Annotated in this window: 16 protein-coding genes and 1 pseudogene; 11 read left to right on the top strand and 6 right to left on the bottom strand. The window is 74.1% G+C overall.

Translation table 11 applies throughout. From position 1 onward, the window contains the following. From PKE99_RS33820 to tatB, 3 genes and pseudogenes are all read left to right on the top strand, one after another. Window positions 1-266, top strand: a pseudogene (locus PKE99_RS33820) (hypothetical protein); the annotation flags it as partial. A gap of 63 nt (window positions 267-329) precedes the next feature. Then, the gene (locus PKE99_RS33815) at window positions 330-1,892 is read left to right on the top strand and encodes a S1C family serine protease (protein WP_051737057.1); all 1,563 of its coding nucleotides are present in this window, start codon (window positions 330-332) and stop codon (window positions 1,890-1,892) included. 19 nt (window positions 1,893-1,911) lie between these two features. Then, window positions 1,912-2,328: a Sec-independent protein translocase protein TatB gene (tatB, locus tag PKE99_RS33810; RefSeq protein ID WP_037042896.1), complete on the top strand. Its 417-nt coding sequence runs from the start codon at window positions 1,912-1,914 to the stop codon at window positions 2,326-2,328. Window positions 2,329-2,440: 112 nt separating this feature from the next. On the opposite strand, the gene PKE99_RS33805 is transcribed toward tatB, so the two are convergent. Next, entirely contained in the window at window positions 2,441-3,850 is a 1,410-nt protein-coding gene (locus tag PKE99_RS33805) for an amidase (RefSeq protein ID WP_037042894.1), read from the bottom strand. Continuing rightward, window positions 3,847-4,815 carry a D-2-hydroxyacid dehydrogenase gene (locus PKE99_RS33800; protein WP_037042892.1) on the bottom strand — a complete coding sequence of 323 codons (969 nt, stop codon included), beginning with the start codon at window positions 4,813-4,815 and terminating at the stop codon, window positions 3,847-3,849. Before PKE99_RS33800 ends, PKE99_RS33805 begins: the two co-directional genes overlap by 4 nt. 123 nt (window positions 4,816-4,938) lie before the next feature. Between PKE99_RS33800 and PKE99_RS33795 the strand changes: the two genes are divergently transcribed. From PKE99_RS33795 to PKE99_RS33770, 6 genes are all read left to right on the top strand, one after another. Then, the gene (locus PKE99_RS33795) at window positions 4,939-5,451 is read left to right on the top strand and encodes a DUF3830 family protein (RefSeq protein ID WP_197040528.1); all 513 of its coding nucleotides are present in this window, start codon (window positions 4,939-4,941) and stop codon (window positions 5,449-5,451) included. 36 nt (window positions 5,452-5,487) lie between these two features. Next, window positions 5,488-6,288, top strand: a complete 801-nt coding sequence (locus tag PKE99_RS33790) for a maleate cis-trans isomerase family protein (protein WP_037042891.1) — start codon at window positions 5,488-5,490, stop codon at window positions 6,286-6,288. Between the two features lie 82 nt (window positions 6,289-6,370). Next, window positions 6,371-7,120: a maleate cis-trans isomerase family protein gene (locus tag PKE99_RS33785; protein ID WP_037043162.1), complete on the top strand. Its 750-nt coding sequence runs from the start codon at window positions 6,371-6,373 to the stop codon at window positions 7,118-7,120. Window positions 7,121-7,124: 4 nt separating this feature from the next. Further along, entirely contained in the window at window positions 7,125-7,835 is a 711-nt protein-coding gene (locus PKE99_RS33780) for a GntR family transcriptional regulator (protein ID WP_197040527.1), read from the top strand. A gap of 132 nt (window positions 7,836-7,967) precedes the next feature. Next, on the top strand, window positions 7,968-8,888 hold the full coding sequence (locus PKE99_RS33775; protein ID WP_037042889.1) for an AEC family transporter: 921 nt from the start codon (window positions 7,968-7,970) through the stop codon (window positions 8,886-8,888). 83 nt (window positions 8,889-8,971) lie between these two features. Further along, window positions 8,972-10,225 (top strand): aspartate aminotransferase family protein, encoded by a 1,254-nt coding sequence (locus PKE99_RS33770; RefSeq protein WP_037042887.1) that lies wholly within the window; start codon window positions 8,972-8,974, stop codon window positions 10,223-10,225. 110 nt (window positions 10,226-10,335) lie between these two features. Here the strand turns inward: PKE99_RS33770 and PKE99_RS33765 are convergent, their stop codons facing one another. After that, on the bottom strand, window positions 10,336-11,481 hold the full coding sequence (locus PKE99_RS33765; protein ID WP_037043159.1) for an Mrp/NBP35 family ATP-binding protein: 1,146 nt from the start codon (window positions 11,479-11,481) through the stop codon (window positions 10,336-10,338). Between the two features lie 233 nt (window positions 11,482-11,714). On the opposite strand from PKE99_RS33765, the gene PKE99_RS33760 reads away from it, so the two are divergent. Further along, a complete protein-coding gene (locus PKE99_RS33760) occupies window positions 11,715-12,128 on the top strand; it encodes a MarR family winged helix-turn-helix transcriptional regulator (RefSeq protein ID WP_051737110.1) in 414 nt (137 codons plus the stop codon). A gap of 62 nt (window positions 12,129-12,190) precedes the next feature. Here PKE99_RS33760 and PKE99_RS33755 read toward each other — a convergent pair whose 3' ends face one another. From PKE99_RS33755 to PKE99_RS33745, 3 genes are read right to left on the bottom strand one after another with little or no spacing between them, the layout of a single operon-like run. Beyond that, window positions 12,191-12,730, bottom strand: coding sequence for a DUF1003 domain-containing protein (locus PKE99_RS33755; protein ID WP_063739693.1), 540 nt, complete (start codon window positions 12,728-12,730; stop codon window positions 12,191-12,193). Beyond that, window positions 12,723-14,042: a magnesium transporter MgtE N-terminal domain-containing protein gene (locus tag PKE99_RS33750; protein WP_051737056.1), complete on the bottom strand. Its 1,320-nt coding sequence runs from the start codon at window positions 14,040-14,042 to the stop codon at window positions 12,723-12,725. Before PKE99_RS33750 ends, PKE99_RS33755 begins: the two co-directional genes overlap by 8 nt. 51 nt (window positions 14,043-14,093) lie before the next feature. Further along, complete coding sequence (locus tag PKE99_RS33745) at window positions 14,094-14,435, bottom strand: hypothetical protein (RefSeq protein ID WP_037042885.1); 342 nt, start codon at window positions 14,433-14,435, stop codon at window positions 14,094-14,096. Window positions 14,436-14,570: 135 nt separating this feature from the next. Here PKE99_RS33745 and PKE99_RS33740 point away from each other — a divergent pair, with 135 nt between their 5' ends. Continuing rightward, complete coding sequence (locus PKE99_RS33740) at window positions 14,571-15,443, top strand: PhzF family phenazine biosynthesis protein (RefSeq protein WP_037042882.1); 873 nt, start codon at window positions 14,571-14,573, stop codon at window positions 15,441-15,443. Window positions 15,444-15,863 lie beyond the last annotated feature (420 nt).

Genomic DNA, 15,863 nt, shown 5'->3' with positions numbered 1-15,863 from the left:
CCGCGGCGTCGGGCCTCGCGCTCGGCGCGCTCGCCTTCGGCGTGCTGCCCTCGTCCGCCGTCGCCCCCGGCGCGCCGGCCCAGCCCGAGCGCGGGGTGCTCGGCGGCAGCGTGCTGGGCGGCTCGGCCGGTTCCGAGGGCGCGGCCCGGCTCGACACGGGCGCGACCTTCCAGCCCGCGGCGATCCGGAACAGCACGCCGCCATCGGCGGCGCCGACCCCGACGACCCCGCCCGCACCGGCGAGCGAGCCCCGCACCGAGCGCTGATCGCCGGGTGATCGCGCCCGGCTACGCGGACTTCACCGGCCGTCGGGCAGGCTGGTCGGCACCATGAGCGACGCGCAGGACCCGGCCGACGAGCGCGGGACGAGCGGGGAGGACCCCGCCGGGCCGCCCCGGGAGGAGCCGCCCCGGCTGGGACCCCGCGGCCTGGACCGGCCCGCCGTCGACCCGGACTCCGCGGAGGTCTTCGGCCGCCCCAGCGGCGTCGAAGGCGCGTTCGCCGACCGCGGCGCCACCAACGGGCGCGCCCGCTCCACCCTCGCCCCCGCGCCCACCGCGGCGCTGGCCAGCGCGTTCGGCCGGCCCGGCGCCGACGCGCCCACCCTGCAGCGCCCGCCCGGCCCTACCGGCGAGCGCCCTGGCGACGACGACGCGTTCTGGCCCACCGGCGACGCCGCCGGCACGGACGGCCGGGAGGACCCGTGGCGGCGCCCGGAGAGCCCGGTCGAGCTCGGCCCGCCGCCCGCGGGCGACGCGGCACCGGCGGCCGAGCCCGGACCCGGGGCCCGGCTCAGCGTCCGCGAGGTGCTGTTCGGCCGCCGCGTCGAGCCCAAGGCGCTGGCGATCCTCGGCGTGCTCGCGCTCCTGATCGGCGCGCTCGGCGGCCTGGTCGGCCGGTACACGGCGGAGGGCGCGAACTCGCTCACCGAGCCCGGCGCCACGCTCACCACGACCGCCGAGGGCAAGGAACGGCCGCCCGGTTCGGTCTCGGACATCGCGGCCCGGGTGCTGCCCGCCGTCGTCTCGCTCGACATCAAGGTGGGCCAGCAGGGCGGCACCGGCTCCGGGGTGGTGATCGACCCGGCGGGCTACATCCTCACCAACAACCACGTCGTCGCGCCCGCCGCCGACGCGCAGGGCTCGACCGTCCAGGCCGTGTTCAGCGACGGCAGCCGGGCGCCGGCCGCGATCGTCGGCCGCGACCCGAAGACCGATCTCGCCGTGGTGAAGGTGCAGGTCACGAACCCGACCGTCGCCCAGTTCGGGTCCTCCGGGTCGCTCGCGGTCGGCGACGCGGTGATCGCGATCGGCTCGCCGCTGGGGCTGGCCGGGACCGTCACCACCGGCATCGTCAGCGCGCTCGACCGCCCGGTCCGGCTCGACGGCGACGGCAACGACGTCGCCGTCATCGACGCCGTGCAGACGGATGCGGCGATCAACCCCGGCAACTCCGGCGGCGCGCTCGTGGACTCGACCGGCGCCGTCGTCGGGATCAACACGGCGATCCGCAGCCTGGGCGGCTCCGGGCAGTCCGAGGGCGGCTCGATCGGCCTCGGCTTCGCCATCCCGATCGAGACCGCGCGGACCATCGCCGAGGAGCTCGTTCGGACCGGCCGGGTCACGCACGCCGATCTCGGCGTCAACGTCCGTTCGGTGACGGACGGGCAGGCCGACGGCGCGCAGGTGCAGAACGTGGTGGCGGGCGGGGCGGCCGCCGGCGCCGGGATCGTCGAGGGCGACGTGATCGTCAAGGTCGGCGACCGGGACATCGCGGGGGCCGACGAGCTGATCGTGGCGGTGCGCGAGAAGAACCCCGGCGACGTCGTCCCCGTCCAGCTCGTGCGGGACGGGCGGCCGCTCACGGTCAACGCCACGCTGGCCTCGGACTGACACCGCGTAGGCTGGGCCCGTGTTCGACAGCGTCGGCTGGGGAGAGATCCTCGTCCTCGTCGTGGCCGGGCTGTTCATCCTCGGCCCGGAGCGGCTGCCGTCCGCCGCGGCGTGGCTCGGCAAGACGGTCCGTCAGGTGCGCGAGTACGCCACCGGCGCGCAGACGAAGCTGCGCAACGAGCTGGGCCCGGAGTTCGACGAGCTGCGCAAGCCGCTCGAGGACCTGCGCGGCCTGCGCAACTTCAACCCCCGCACCGCCGTGCGCCGCACCCTCTTCGACGACGACCCGGACCCGCTGGGCATGAACACCCTGCGCTCCAACGGCAACGGGAGCACGGGTGCGAGCGACACCGCTCCCGCGGCCCCTCCGGCGGCCAGGCCCGTCGAGCGCCTCGCCCCCGACGAGCGCCCCCCGATCGACCCCGACGCGACCTGACCCCGTCCCGCGTTATGGAACCATAACGCGTGAATCCGGCCCATCCATTCGCGTTATGGAACCTTGATGCTCAGGATCGTCCTGGAAATGAGCATTGTGGTTCCATAGTGCATCACCGGAGCAGGGTCGGGACCTGCCTGTGGTGGTCGGTGGCCTGCTCGTAGGCGTGGGCGGCGGCCAGGACGCGGCCGTCGGCGTGCCGCGGACCGACGATCTGCAGGCCCACCGGCAGCCCCTCGCCCGTGAACCCGCACGGCACGCTCGCGGCCGGCTGCTGGGTCATGTTGAACGGGTAGGTGAACGGGGTCCAGCTCGTCCAGCGTCCCTCGCCCGAGGGCGTCTCGCGCCCGCCCTCGAACGCCGGGATCGGCAGCGTCGGGGTGAGCAGCAGGTCGTACTCCTGGTGGAAGCCGCCCATCAGCGAGCCCATGTCGTTGCGCACCGCCATGGCGCCCAGGAAGTCGGTCGCGGAGTACCGCGCCCCCTGCTCGGCGATCTCCACCAGCGCCGCGTCCATCCGCGACCGCTGCTCGGCGGAGTACGGCTCGAGGCACTTGGCCGCACCGGCGAACCAGAGCACGTGGAAGGGCTCCACGCAGTCGGAGAACCCGGGGTCGGCGCGCTCGACGGTGGCTCCCAGCCGCGCGAACACCTCGGCGGCGGTCTCGAAGGCGGACTTCACGTCCGGGTGCACATCGACATAGCCGAGCGTGGGGCTGATCGCGATGCGCAGGCCCGCGACACCGTCCGTCGCCTGCTCGGCGTAGGGGCGCGGCGGGCCCCCCTCGATCGACACAGGGAGCAGCCAGGGGTCGCGGGCGTCGAAGCCGGCGATCACGTCGAGCAGCAGCGCGGCGTCGAGCGCGGTGCGGGTCATCGGCCCGACGTGGGCCAGCGTGCCGAACGGGCTGCCCGGGTGGTGCGCGACGCGGCCGTAGGTCGACTTGTGCGCGACCGTCCCGGTGAACGCGGCGGGGATCCGCACCGAGCCGCCGGCGTCCGTCCCGAGCGACAGCGCCCCCATCCCGAGCCCGACGGCCGCGGAGGAGCCTCCGGAGGACCCGCCCGCGGTCTTCGTGGCGTCCCACGGGTTGGTCGTCACGCCCCAGCGCGGCGAGTCCGTGACGCCCTTCCACGCGTACTCCGGCGTGGTCACCTTGCCGAGCAGCACGGCACCGGCCTCGCGCACCCGCGCGACCGGCGGGCCGTCGACGTCGTACGGCTCGGGCTGCTCGGCGACCCAGGAACCGCGGGTGGTCGGCCAGCCCTTGGTGAGCAGGATGTCCTTGATCGAGGTCGGCACGCCGTCGAGCGGGCCGACCGGCGTGCCCGCCTTCCACCGCTCCGCCGACTCGCGGGCGGAGGCCAGCGCCGAGTCGGCGTCGACCAACGTGTAGGCGTTGACCTCCGCGTTGTGCTCCTCGATGCGGTCCAACGCGTCCTGCGTGGCCTGGACCGGGGAGATCTCGCCCTTCTCGTAGCCCGCGAGCAGCTCGGTGGCGGAGAGATCAGCAGTACTCACGAGGTGCCCTTCACGTATCCGAGGCTCTTGTCGACGACGTTGTGCAGCGGCTCGCCCGCCCGGTAGCGCGCGAGGTTGTCGAGGAACTGGTCCACCAGCATGCCCCGCCACCCCACGACGTCGCCGGACATGTGCGGGGAGACGATCACGTTCTCCATCTCCCACAGCGGCGAGTCGGCGGGCAGCGGCTCGGTCTCGAACACGTCGAGCGCGGCGCCGGCGATCCGGCCGCCCTGCAGCGCGGCCACGAGGTCCCGCTCGACGACGAGTCCCCCGCGGCCGACGTTGACCACCCGGGCCGTGTCCGGCAGCAGGTCCAGCGCGGCCTTGTCGAGCATCCCGCGGGTGGCGTCGGTGAGCGGGGCGGCCAGCACGAGCACGTCGGCGGAGGGCAGGAGCCCGGGCAGCGCGTCGAACGCGTGAACGCCCTCGGCGGCCCGGCGGCCGACCAGTTCGGTGCGCAGTCCGACGGCGCCGAGCATGTCGGCGATGGCCCGCCCGATCGGCCCGCTGCCGACCACGACGGCGGTGCGGCCGTGCACGGTGGACGTCTCGCGGTGCCGCCACTCGCGGCGGACCTGCAGCCGCAGCGTGGTCGGGAGGTCCTTGGCGAAGGCCAGCACCACGCCGGTGACGTACTCCGCGATCGGCCGGTCGAAGACCCCGCGGGCGTTCGTGATCTGCGCGGGGTGCTCGAGGATCTCCGGGAACGTGACCTTGTCCACGCCGGCGCTGGCCGTGTGGACCCAGCGGACGGCGCCGGTGTCGGCGGCGCGCCACGCGTCGGGCACGGCGGGGGAGAGGAAGTCCCAGACGAGCAGGACGTCCGCCCCTGACAACGCCCCGGCCAGCTCGGACGGGCCGGCGAGACGGATCTCGGCGTCCTCCGCGCGCTCGTCGAGGCCGATCGGTGGGTCGTCTCCGGTCAGCACGGCGATGACGGGCTGACCTGCGGGAACGGGCACGCCGAAGATCCTTCCGGAAGCGGGGGAGGCGATTGACACGCTAGGAAGCGCTCGTATGATTGTCAACAATCCGCGTCCTGTGCGGAGGTGTCCTGCTGCCTGTCGCCGTATGAGGTGTGTGCGTTGCCCAAGTTCATCCGGATCAGCCTCGAGCGCCGCGCCGTGTCCTGCATGGCCGAGCTGCTCGAGAAGGAGGCCCCGCGGACCACCGCCGCGGTCTGGGAGGCGCTGGCCGACGGCCCGCTGGGCGGCCCGGCGCAGCACGCGAAGTACGCCCGCAACGAGGTCTACTCGATCGTCCCGCGGTTCGGCCCGACCATCGGCCAGGAGAACCCGACGGTCACCCCCATCCCGGGCGACGTCTGCTACTTCGACTTCCACGGCGGCATGCTCGACGCCTCCTTCAAGGAGGACCAGGACATCGACCAGGCCGCCGGCGGCATCGACCTGGCGATCTTCTACGGCCGGAACAACCTCCTGCTCAACGGCGACGTGGGATGGGTCCCCGGCAACGTCTACGCCACGATCGTGGAGAATCTGCCGGCGATGGCGGAGGCGTGCCACGACGTGTGGCGGTCCGGCAGCGTGGGTGAGCGGCTCGTGTACGAGCGGCTCCCCGAGGGTTCCTCCGAGTAGGGCGGTCTACTCGGGGCGTTCGAGTGGAGTAGCACGATGCCCGCTGAACTCTCCGTCGGTCTCGTCGACCCGGATGCCCACCACGGCTCCGGGTCGGACACCGACGAGGCGAGCGACGAGACGCCGGGGGTCGGCGTCGTCGCCCCGTTCGACTTCGCGCTGGACCGCGAGCTCTGGCGCTGGGCACCCGACGACGTCTCGCTGTACCTGACCCGGCTGCCGTTCTTCACCACGCCGGTCACGGTCGAGATGGCCGTCGCGGTCGGCGACCGGCGGGCGGTGCGGCGGGCGACCCGGGACGTCCTCACGCCGCGGCCCGGCGTGGTCACGTTCGCGTGCACGTCCGGCAGCTTCGTCAGCGGGGTGGCAGGCGAGTTCGTGCTCCGCCGGACGATGATCGAGGCGGGCGCCCCGGAGGCCACGACCACCAGCGGCGCCCTGGTCGACGCCCTGCACCTGCTCGGGGTGCAGAACCTGGCCATCGCCACGCCGTACATCGCCGCGGTGACCGACCGGCTCGTGACCTACCTCGCCGACAGCGGGATCAGCACGGTCGCGAGCGAGGGTCTCGGGCTGCTCGGCAACATCTGGCGGGTCGGCTACGAGCAGGTCGTGTCGATCGTCAAGGCGGTCGACCGGCCCGAGGCCGACGCGCTGTTCATCAGCTGCACCAACCTCCCGACCTACGACATCATCGAGCCCCTCGAGCAGGCCCTGGGCAAGCCGGTGATCACGGCGAACCAGGTCACGATGTGGGCCTCGCTGCGCGCCATCGGCCGGCAGGCCGTGGGCGGCGGGCGGCTGCTCGAGGTCCCGTTGCAGCGCTCGGCGGCGTGACCAAGCGGGGGGCGGGCTTGTACGATTGTCGACAACCTGCCCGGCCCGACCGCGAGGAACGCCCGTGACACAGACCGCCTCCGTGACCCCGACCGTCGGGATCCTGTACCCGGGGTACTCCGCCGAGGACGACTACCCGCGCGCCGAGCAGCGGCTCGGCGACGGCAGCCGGCTCCCGCTCGTGCACACCCTGATGCGGGAGGACGCGCACCGCGTCGACGCCCTTCTCGACGTCGGCTCCGAGGACATCCTGGCCGACGGCGCCAAGGCCGTGGCCGCCTCGGACGGGCCGCTGGACTCGATCATCTGGGCCTGCACCTCCGGCTCCTTCGTGTTCGGCTGGGACGGCGCCACGGCGCAGGTCAAGGCCCTGCAGGAGGTCGCCCGGGTGCCGGCGTCGAGCACGTCGTTCGCCTTCGTCGACGCCTGCCGCCGGCTCGGGATCGACACCGTCGCCGTCGGGGCCACCTATCCGGACGACGTGGCCGAGCGGTTCGTCGAGTTCCTCGGCAAGGCCGGGATCCGCGTCCTCACCCTGACCTCGCGCGGGATCATCACCGCGGCCGAGGTGGGCACCCTGACCGACGACGTCGTGCTGGAGTTCGCCGCAGCCGTGGCCGGCGACCCGGCCGCGGCCGGGGCGCAGGCGATCCTCATGCCGGACACCGCGCTGCACACAATCGACGTCCTCGACCGGCTCGATGAGCGGGTGGGCAAGCCGGTGCTCACCGCCAACCAGGTCAGCGTGTGGCAGGGGCTGCGGCTCGCCGGGGCGGACCGGGCGCGGACGGGACTCGGCGCGCTCTTCGCCGCCGGCCCGGAGGCGGGCTGAGGCCATGGCGGGTGCGGGCGGACTCTCCGGGATCCGGATGGGCGACCTGGAGCCCATCGACCGCCGGTCGACGGCCGCGATCGTCGCCGACCGCATCCGGGCGGCGATCATGCGCGGCACCTTCCCGCCCGGCACCCAGCTGGGCGAGGTCGACCTGGCGGCGCGGCTCGGGGTGAGCCGCGGGCCGCTGCGCGAGGCCATGCAACGGCTGGTCGCCGAGGGGCTGCTGCGCAGCGAGCGGCACCGCGGGCTCTTCGTCCGCGACCTCGACGCCGCCGACGTGCGGGACGTCTACACCGCCCGCACGGCGGTGGAGCGGGCCGCGGCGCTGCTCCTGCTCGCCGAGCCCGACCGCGGCCCGGCCGTCGCCCGGCTGACCGCGGCGATCGCGGCGATGGAGGCCGCGGCGGCCGCCGGCGACGCCGTCGCGCTGGCCGACGCCGACCACGACTTCCATGCCGAGCTCGTGGCCGCGTCGGGCAGTCCGCGGCTGCACCGGATGTCGCGGACGCTGCTGGTGGAGACGCGGATGTGCCTGGCCGCGCTGCAGCAGACCGCCCCGCCGTCGGAGGACCTGCTCGCCGAGCACCGCACGCTGCGCGACGCCCTCGCCGCGGGCGACGCCGAGCTCATGACCCGGGTCCTCGAGGCCCACATGGCCGACGCCGTCTCCCGCATCCTCGACGTGGCGCCCCCTCCCGCCCTGCCCGCCTGACCCCGTGAGCGGCAACTGCCCCTAGAGGGGCAGTTGCCACACACGACCCTCTGTGACCTGCGGCGGGAGACCTGCCGCGGGACCCGCCCCGGCCGTAACCTCGGGACACGTGACCGGCTTCCTCGCGCGCTCGTGACGGGCATCCTCGAAGGCTTCCTCGTCATCGGCGTGGTCATCGCCGTCGGCTACGGCATCGGCCGGGCCGGTGTGCTCGGCCCGTCGGCCACCCAGGTGCTCTCCCGAACCGCGTTCTTCGTGGCGTCGCCCGCGCTGTTGTTCGTCACGCTCGCGCGGGCGGACGTCGGCGCGGTGTTCTCGTCCTCGCTGGTCGTCACCGCGCTGACCAGCACGCTCGCCTGCGCGCTGTACCTGCCTGTCGGGCTGGCGCGGCGGCGCCCGGCGGGGGAGACCGCGATCGGCTCGATGGCCAGCGGGTACGTCAACGCCGGCAACCTCGGGCTGCCCATCGCCACCTACGCGCTGGGCGACGCCGCCGCCGTCGCGCCGGTGCTGCTGTTCCAGCTCGCCGTGCTCACCCCGCTCTACACGACCGTGCTCGACGTGGTGTCGGGCGAGCGCACCTCCTGGGTCCGCACACTGACGGCGCCGCTGCGCAACCCGATCGCGATGGCGACGGCGGCCGGGCTGATCGTCTCGGCGACCGGCTGGCTGCCGCCGGAGCCGGTCATGGCGCCCCTCCAGCTCATCGCCGACCTCGCGGTGCCCGGCATGCTCCTGGCGTTCGGGATCTCGCTGCGCGGGGCCGCGCGCCCCGGGACCGGCGACGTCGGGCCCTCGCTGTGGTGCGTCGTGGTGCTGAAGAACCTGGTCCATCCGCTGCTCGCGCTCGTGCTCGGCGGGCTCGTGCTGGGGCTGTCCGGACCCGCGCTGACCGCGGTCGTCGTGTGTGCGGCGCTGCCCACCGCACAGAACGTCTTCGGCTACGCCGTGCGCTTCGACGAGGGCGTCCGGCTGGGCCGGGACGCCGCGCTGACCACGACGATCGTCAGCGCACCGGTGCTGGTCGCCGTCGTCGGGCTCCTGTCGGGCTAGTCCCCCTTGCCGGGGTACGGTCCGGCATGGTTCCCTGAGATTGTCGACAACACGACAATCATCGACTCGTGGAGCGGAGTTCCATGGCACAGCTGTCCCCGGTCCTCACCCAGGCCACGCCCGTCAAGGCCGCGCGCGGCGAGGGGGTCTACCTCTACGACACCGAGGGGCGCCGGCACCTGGACTTCACGGCCGGGATCGGCGTCACCTCGACCGGGCACTGCCACCCGAAGGTCGTCGCGGCGGCGCAGGAGCAGGTCGGCACGCTGATCCACGGCCAGTACACCACCGTGATGCACCAGCCGCTGCTCAAGCTCGTGGAGCGCCTCGGCGACGTGCTGCCGCCGGCGCTCGACAGCGTCTTCTTCCTCAACTCCGGCTCCGAGGCGGTCGAGGCGTCGGTGCGGCTGGCCCGGCACGCCACCGGCCGGCCGCTGATCCTGGCCTTCGACGGCGGCTTCCACGGCCGCACGATGGGCGCCGCCGCGCTCACCACGTCGGGCGCCAAGATCCGCGCCGGCAACGGGCCGCTGATGGGCGGTGCGGTGTTCGCGCCCTTCCCCTACGCCTACCGCTACCGCTGGAGCGAGGAGCAGGCCGTCGAGTTCGCGCTGGCCGAGCTCGACCGCCAGCTCGTCAGCACCGCCCCGGCGGCCGACGTCGCCGCGTTCATCATCGAGCCGGTGCTCGGCGAGGGCGGCTACGTGCCCACCCCGCCGGCCTTCCTGCGCGGCCTGCGTGAGCGAGCCGACCGGCACGGCATCCTGCTGATCGCCGACGAGGTGCAGACCGGCTTCGGCCGCACCGGGAAGTTCTGGGGTCACCAGCACGCCGAGGGCGTCACCCCGGACATCCTCATCACCGCCAAGGGCCTGGCCAGCGGCTTCCCGCTGTCCGGCATCGCCGCCTCGCGCGAGCTGATGAGCAAGGCACGCCCGGGTTCGCAGGGCGGCACCTACGGCGGCAACGCCGTGGCCTGCGCCGCCGCGCTCGCCACCCTCGAGGTGGTGCAGGAGGAGGGCCTGGTCGAGAACGCCGCCGTCCAGGGCCGCCGCCTGCTCGAGGGCCTGCGCCACGCCTCGGCGGACGTCAAGCAGGTCGGCGACGTCCGCGGCCTCGGCCTGATGGTCGCCGTCGAGTTCACGGCGCCGGACGGCTCGCCGGACACCGCCACCGCCGTCAAGGCGCACGCGGCTGCCGCCGAGCAGGGCCTGCTGCTGCTGACCTGCGGCCCGTTCGGCAACGTCGTGCGGTTCATCCCGCCGCTGATCACCACCGCCGAGCAGGTCGACGAGGGCCTGGCGCTCTGGACCAAGGCGCTGGCGAACGCGGTCTGACCATCTGCGCTATGGAACCATAATGCGCATTCCGGCCCGGCTGGATCGCATTATGGTTCCATAACGCGATTTTGGCGGGTTCCTCAGCGCATCATGGTTCCATAACGCGATTACTTGCGGACCGGGGAGAGGCCCAGGGACATGCCGGCGAGGCCGCGGGAGCGGACCGTGAGCTTGTCGGCGATGCCGTTGAGCACCTGGGCGGCCGCGGTCTCCGGGCTGCGCAGCACGATCGGGGTGCCGGAGTCGCCGCACTCGCGCACGCCCGGCTCCAGCGGCACCTGGCCGAGCAGCGGGACCTGCGCGCCGAGGGCCTGGGTCAGCCGGTCGACGACGGTCTGGCCGCCACCCGACCCGAAGACCTCCATCCGCGAGCCGTCGGGCATCTCCAGCCACGACATGTTCTCGACGACGCCGGCGATCCGCTGCCGGGTCTGCAGCGCGATCGAGCCCGCCCGCTCGGCCACCTCGGCCGCGGCCTGCTGCGGGGTGGTGACCACCAGCAGCTCGGCGTTCGGGATGAGCTGCGCAGTCGAGATCGCGATGTCGCCGGTGCCCGGGGGCAGGTCCAGCAGCAGGACGTCCAGGTCGCCCCAGAACACGTCCGCCAGGAACTGCTGCAGCGCGCGGTGCAGCATCGGGCCGCGCCACACGACCGGCGTGTTGTCGGCGACAAACATGCCGATCGAGATGACCTTCACGCCGTGCGCCTGCGGCGGCATGATCATGTTGTCGACCTTGGTCGGCCGGTCCGCCGCGCCGAGCATCCGCGGGACCGAGTGCCCGTAGATGTCCGCGTCGACCACGCCGACGTGCAGGCCCTTCGCAGCCATCGCCGCGGCCAGGTTGACCGTGACCGAGGACTTGCCGACGCCGCCCTTGCCCGACGCCACGCAGTACACGCGGGTCAGCGAACCGGGCTGGGCGAACGGGATCTCCGGCTCGTCGGAGTCGCCGCGCAGCTGCCGGCGCAGGGCGGTCCGCTGCTCGTCGCTCATCACGTCCAGCTCGACGCGGACCTCGCTCACCCCGGGCACGGCCGACACCGCGTCGGTCACCCGGCGATTGATGGTCTCCCGCATCGGGCAGCCCGCGACCGTGAGGTAGACGCCCACCTGGGCCACGCCGTCCGGGGACACCGTGACGCCCTTGACCATGCCGATCTCGGTGATCGGTTTGCGGATCTCGGGGTCCTCGACCTTGCTCAGCGCGGCGCGGATCGCCTGCTCGACGGTCTCGGTGCTGGTGTTTCCCATGAGGGACATCTGGGTCTCCGCTGAACCTTCCTCGTCGACGAGTGCCGCGAGTGCGGTCACGGCCTGTCGGTTCCCATGCTACGTGCGGTCCCGCGCCCGCTCTCGCGTCCGTAGCATCTACGGGCGTGACGGACATCGCCGAAGGGCGGGCTGGCTCGGACGGCCTGCGCACCACGGGGTCCGCGCACGGGGGGAAGGACCGGTCGGGGCAGGTCGTGCCGAGGCCGGAGGAGATGGCGTCGTGGCGGGCGTTCCTGAGGGCGCACGCCACGATCACCCGGGCGCTGGAGACCGAACTCGTCGCGGAGCAGGAGCTCTCGCTGGCGGCCTACGACGTGCTGGTCCAGCTCGCCGAGGCGCCCGGGAGACGGCTGCGCATGACCGAGCTGGCCGACGCCGTGCTGCTCTCGCGGTCCGGGGTGACCCGGCTGGTCGACCGGCTGGAACGCGCCGGGCTCGTGCGCCGCACGAGGGTCGAGTCCGACGGCCGGGGGGTCGCCGCGGGACTCACGCCGGCCGGTCTGGACCGGTTGCGGACCGCCTCGCGCACCCACCTGCGCGGGGTGACCAGCCACTTCGCAACGCGGCTCGACGCCGACGACCTGGCGGCGCTGGAGCGCATCTGCTCCCGGCTCGTCGTGACCTGATTCCGCCGCGACTCGCGGAGGGCCGGAGCGCGACTCGCGGGGGGTGACGGCGCGGCCCGCGGTCAGCGGCGCCGCGGCTTCGCCTCCCGCTTCTCCGGCCGCCGGTCGGGCTCCTCGCCGCGGACCGCGGCGTCGACGGTGGCCTCGAGGCTCTGCGTGACCCGCTCGAGCTCGCCCCGCAGGTAGTCCCGCGTGGCGACCTCGCCGATCGCGAGGCGCAGCGCGGCGAGCTCGCGGGCGAGGTACTCCGTGTCGGCCTTCGTGCGCTCGGCGCGCCGCCGGTCCTCCTCGAGGGCGATCCGGTCCCGGTCGTCCTGCCGGTTCTGCGCGAGCAGGATCAGCGGCGCCGCGTAGGCCGCCTGGGTGGAGAAGGCCAGGTTGAGCAGGATGAACGGGTACGGGTCCCACTGCAGCCGCCAGCTGACCAGGTTCAGCCCGATCCACACGAGCACGATCACCGTCTGGATGCCCAGGTAGCGACCGGTGCCGAGGTACCGCGCGATGCGCTCCGCGGCGCTGGCGAAGCCGTCCGGGTCGAACTCGATCCGCCGCCGGCCGAGCAGCGGCTGGTCGAGGCGGCGGCCGGTCTGCAGCTCAGGCATCGGCGGCCCCCGTCCGTCCGGACCCGTCGGGCCCCGTCCCGTTCCGTGCGAGCTCGCCGACCCCGGGCTCGACGTGCCCGAGGGCCGGCTGGTCCCGCCAGCCCTCCGGCAGCAGGTGGTCGAGCAGGTCGTCGACGGTGACCGCGCCCAGCAGGTGGTCCTCCGGGTCGACGACCGGGCCCGCCACCAGGTTGTACGTGGCGAAGTAGCGGGTGATCTCCTCGATCGAGGCGTCGGGCTCCAGCCGGGCGAGCTCGCTGTCGACCAGCCCCGCGACCAGCTCGAACGGTGCCTCGCGCAGCAGCCGCTGGCTGTGCACGCAGCCCAGGTAGCGACCGGTCGGGGTGGCGCTCGGCGGGCGGCAGACGAACACCATGCTCGCCAGCGCCGGCGGCACGTCCGGGTTCCGTACGTGCGCGAGCGCCTCGGCCACCGTCGCGTCCGGCCGAAGCACGATCGGCTCCGGGGTCATCAGGCCGCCGGCGGTGCGCGTCTCGTAGGTCATCAGCCGCCGGACGGGCTCGGACTCCTCGGGCTCCATCAGCGCGAGCAGCCGGCCGGCCTCCTCGTCGTCGAGCTCGCCGAGGAGGTCGGCGGCGTCGTCGGGCGCCATGGCCTCGAGGACGTCCGCGGCGCGCTCGGAGTCCAGGTGCGCGAACAGCACGCGCTGGTCGTTCTCCGACAGCTCCTCGAACACGTCGGCCAGCCGCTCGTCGTCGAGCGAGTCGACGACCTCGCGCTGGCGCTTGCGGGGCAGCTCGGACAGCGCCGCGGCGACGTCGGCCGGGCGCATCGAGTCGAACACGGCGAGGAGGCCCTCGGTGCCCTGCCGGTCGGACAGGGTCAGCCCCTGGACGGCGCTCCACGGCAGGACCTGCACGGGGCTGCGGCGCCCCAGGCGCCGCGGGCCGGTGCGGAGGGCCAGCCGGCTCACCATCCAGTCCCGGCTGCGGGTCGGCTCGATCGCGGCGTCGACCACGGTGGCGGGCTCGCCCGACTCACGTACGGTGACCGGCGCGTCGAGCATCTGGCCGAGCACGAGCGTCTCGTTGGGGCGCTGGTGGAAGCCGGAGAGGCTCACCGAGCCGCTGGCCAGGGTGACGGCGGCGGGGTCGACGTCCGCCACACGCAGCATGGGCACGAAGATGCGCCGGCGGCTGGACAGCTCGACCACGAGGCCCAGCACCCGCGGCGGGGTGGCGTCGAGCCGCAGGGTGGCGACGACGTCGCGCACCTTGCCGATCCGCTCCCCGTCGGGCCCGAACACGGCGAGGCCCGCCATCCGTGCCACGAAGATCCGCGCCGCGCCCATGGGGCACAGACTAGGCCGTCACCCCAGGTGGGGGCCGGGTCGGACCGATCCTCAGGCCGACCGGATACGCCTGACCCGGCGGGTGATCGTCAACCGGTGCCGGGCAGGGGCGACCAGTCTGCGGTAGGCGCGGTGCAGCACGATCCCGATCACGACGGCCACCGGCAGCGCGACGAGCACCTGCCACCACTCCGTGGCCCAGAAGTGGATGACGCCGACGAGGAGCGCCGCGGTGACGAGGGCGGCGGTCTTGATCAACATCACCTGGGTGCGGGTCCGCCGGTCCCGGATGCCCCGGCGCAGCTGCGGCGCCGTCGACAGCACGATCCACAGCCACCAGGCCAACAGCACGGCATGTGCGACGTACCCGGTGACCTCGCGCAGCAGTGCCATGGGGTCCGTCCTCGTGTGGTCCGGCGCACAGCGTAGGAGCCGTGACGGACCGGACGGCCGCCGTTCGGCGACGGACGCCGGACGGCGCAGCGGCGCGCCCGCCCGGTTCCGGCGGTCGGCCCTAGTCTCCGTCCCGTGCCGAGCCTCCGCTTCGACGTCGTGGACGTGTTCACCGACCGCCCGTACGCGGGCAACCCGCTCGCCGTGGTCCGCTGCGAGCAGCACGAACCCTCGGGCGAGGCGATGCAGGCGATCGCCTCCGAGTTCCACCTCTCCGAGACGGTGTTCACCCTGCCGCCGAGCACGCCCGACGCGGACTACCGGGTGCGGATCTTCACCCCGGCCGTCGAGCTGCCGTTCGCCGGGCACCCGAGCGTCGGCGCGGCGTGGACGCTCGCGCGGGACGGCGCGATCCGGCACGGCGACGTCGTCCAGGAGTGCGGAGCCGGGCTGCTGCCCGTCGCGGTCGACGCCGACGGCGCGCGCGTCGCGGGCGGGCGGCCCGAGGTGGGGGAGGACCTCGACGCCGCCCTGCTCGCCGCCGCGGCCGGGCTGACCCCCGACGACGTCGACGGCGCCGCCGCCCCGGGCGTCGCCGCGGCGGGTGTGCCGTTCGCGTTCCTGCTGGTGCGGCCCGACGCCGTGGCCCGCGCCGTGCCCGACGCGGAGGGGGTGCGAGCGCAGACCGCCGGTCTGACCGGGCTGGTGGTGGCGAGCGTGTCCGGCGACGGCGGGCAGGTGCACCTGCGGATGTTCGGCGCCGGGGTCGGGGTGGACGAGGACCCCGCGACCGGCTCCGCCGCCGTCGCGCTCGGGGTGTTCCTCGCCGACCGCGGCCTGCTCGACCCGGACGGCGCGTCGCGCTTCACCATCGCGCAGGGCGCCGAGATCGGCCGCCCCTCCCGCCTCGACGTCGAGGTCCGCGCCGAGGACGGGCGGGCGGTCGCCACCACGGTCCGGGGTGGGGTGGTCCCGGTCTCCCGGGGCGAACTCACCGCCCTCCCCTGACTCGCCTCGGAAAGTCCGTCGAGCTCGCAGACCCGGCGGGAGCAGCCCCGGCGGGTGTGCCGCGCCGTCCCGGGTGTGGAGACAGCTCCTGCAGGTGCCATGCGCTTCGGGCGTGCGAGTCCGCGGATGAGTGCGCCGTTCCGGGTGCCGAAGCGGGCCCGGAGGGTTCGCCGGACCAACCTGGGCCCCCACCTGGGTCGCGGTCGGCTCGCCCAGTCTGCCGCGCCATCCTGGGTGTGCGGGCCGGGGGACCGCACCAGCAGCGCAAACCACCCGCCCGGACCGTCCGGTCGGAGGGGGCGGTACCGGCCGGTAACCCCCGTCCACCTTGCATGGGTGAGAAACCAATCACCTGACGGCGCGCTGGGCGCCGGGACGTGCCAGCATCCGTAGCGGCCCCGATCAGCGACGAGGAGTACG

Source organism: Pseudonocardia halophobica, from assembly GCF_027922425.1.
GTDB classification, from domain to species: Bacteria; Actinomycetota; Actinomycetes; order Mycobacteriales; family Pseudonocardiaceae; genus Pseudonocardia; species Pseudonocardia halophobica.
The sequence above is the reverse complement of the archived record's forward strand: the minus strand, read 5'-3'. Positions and strand labels throughout refer to the sequence as shown.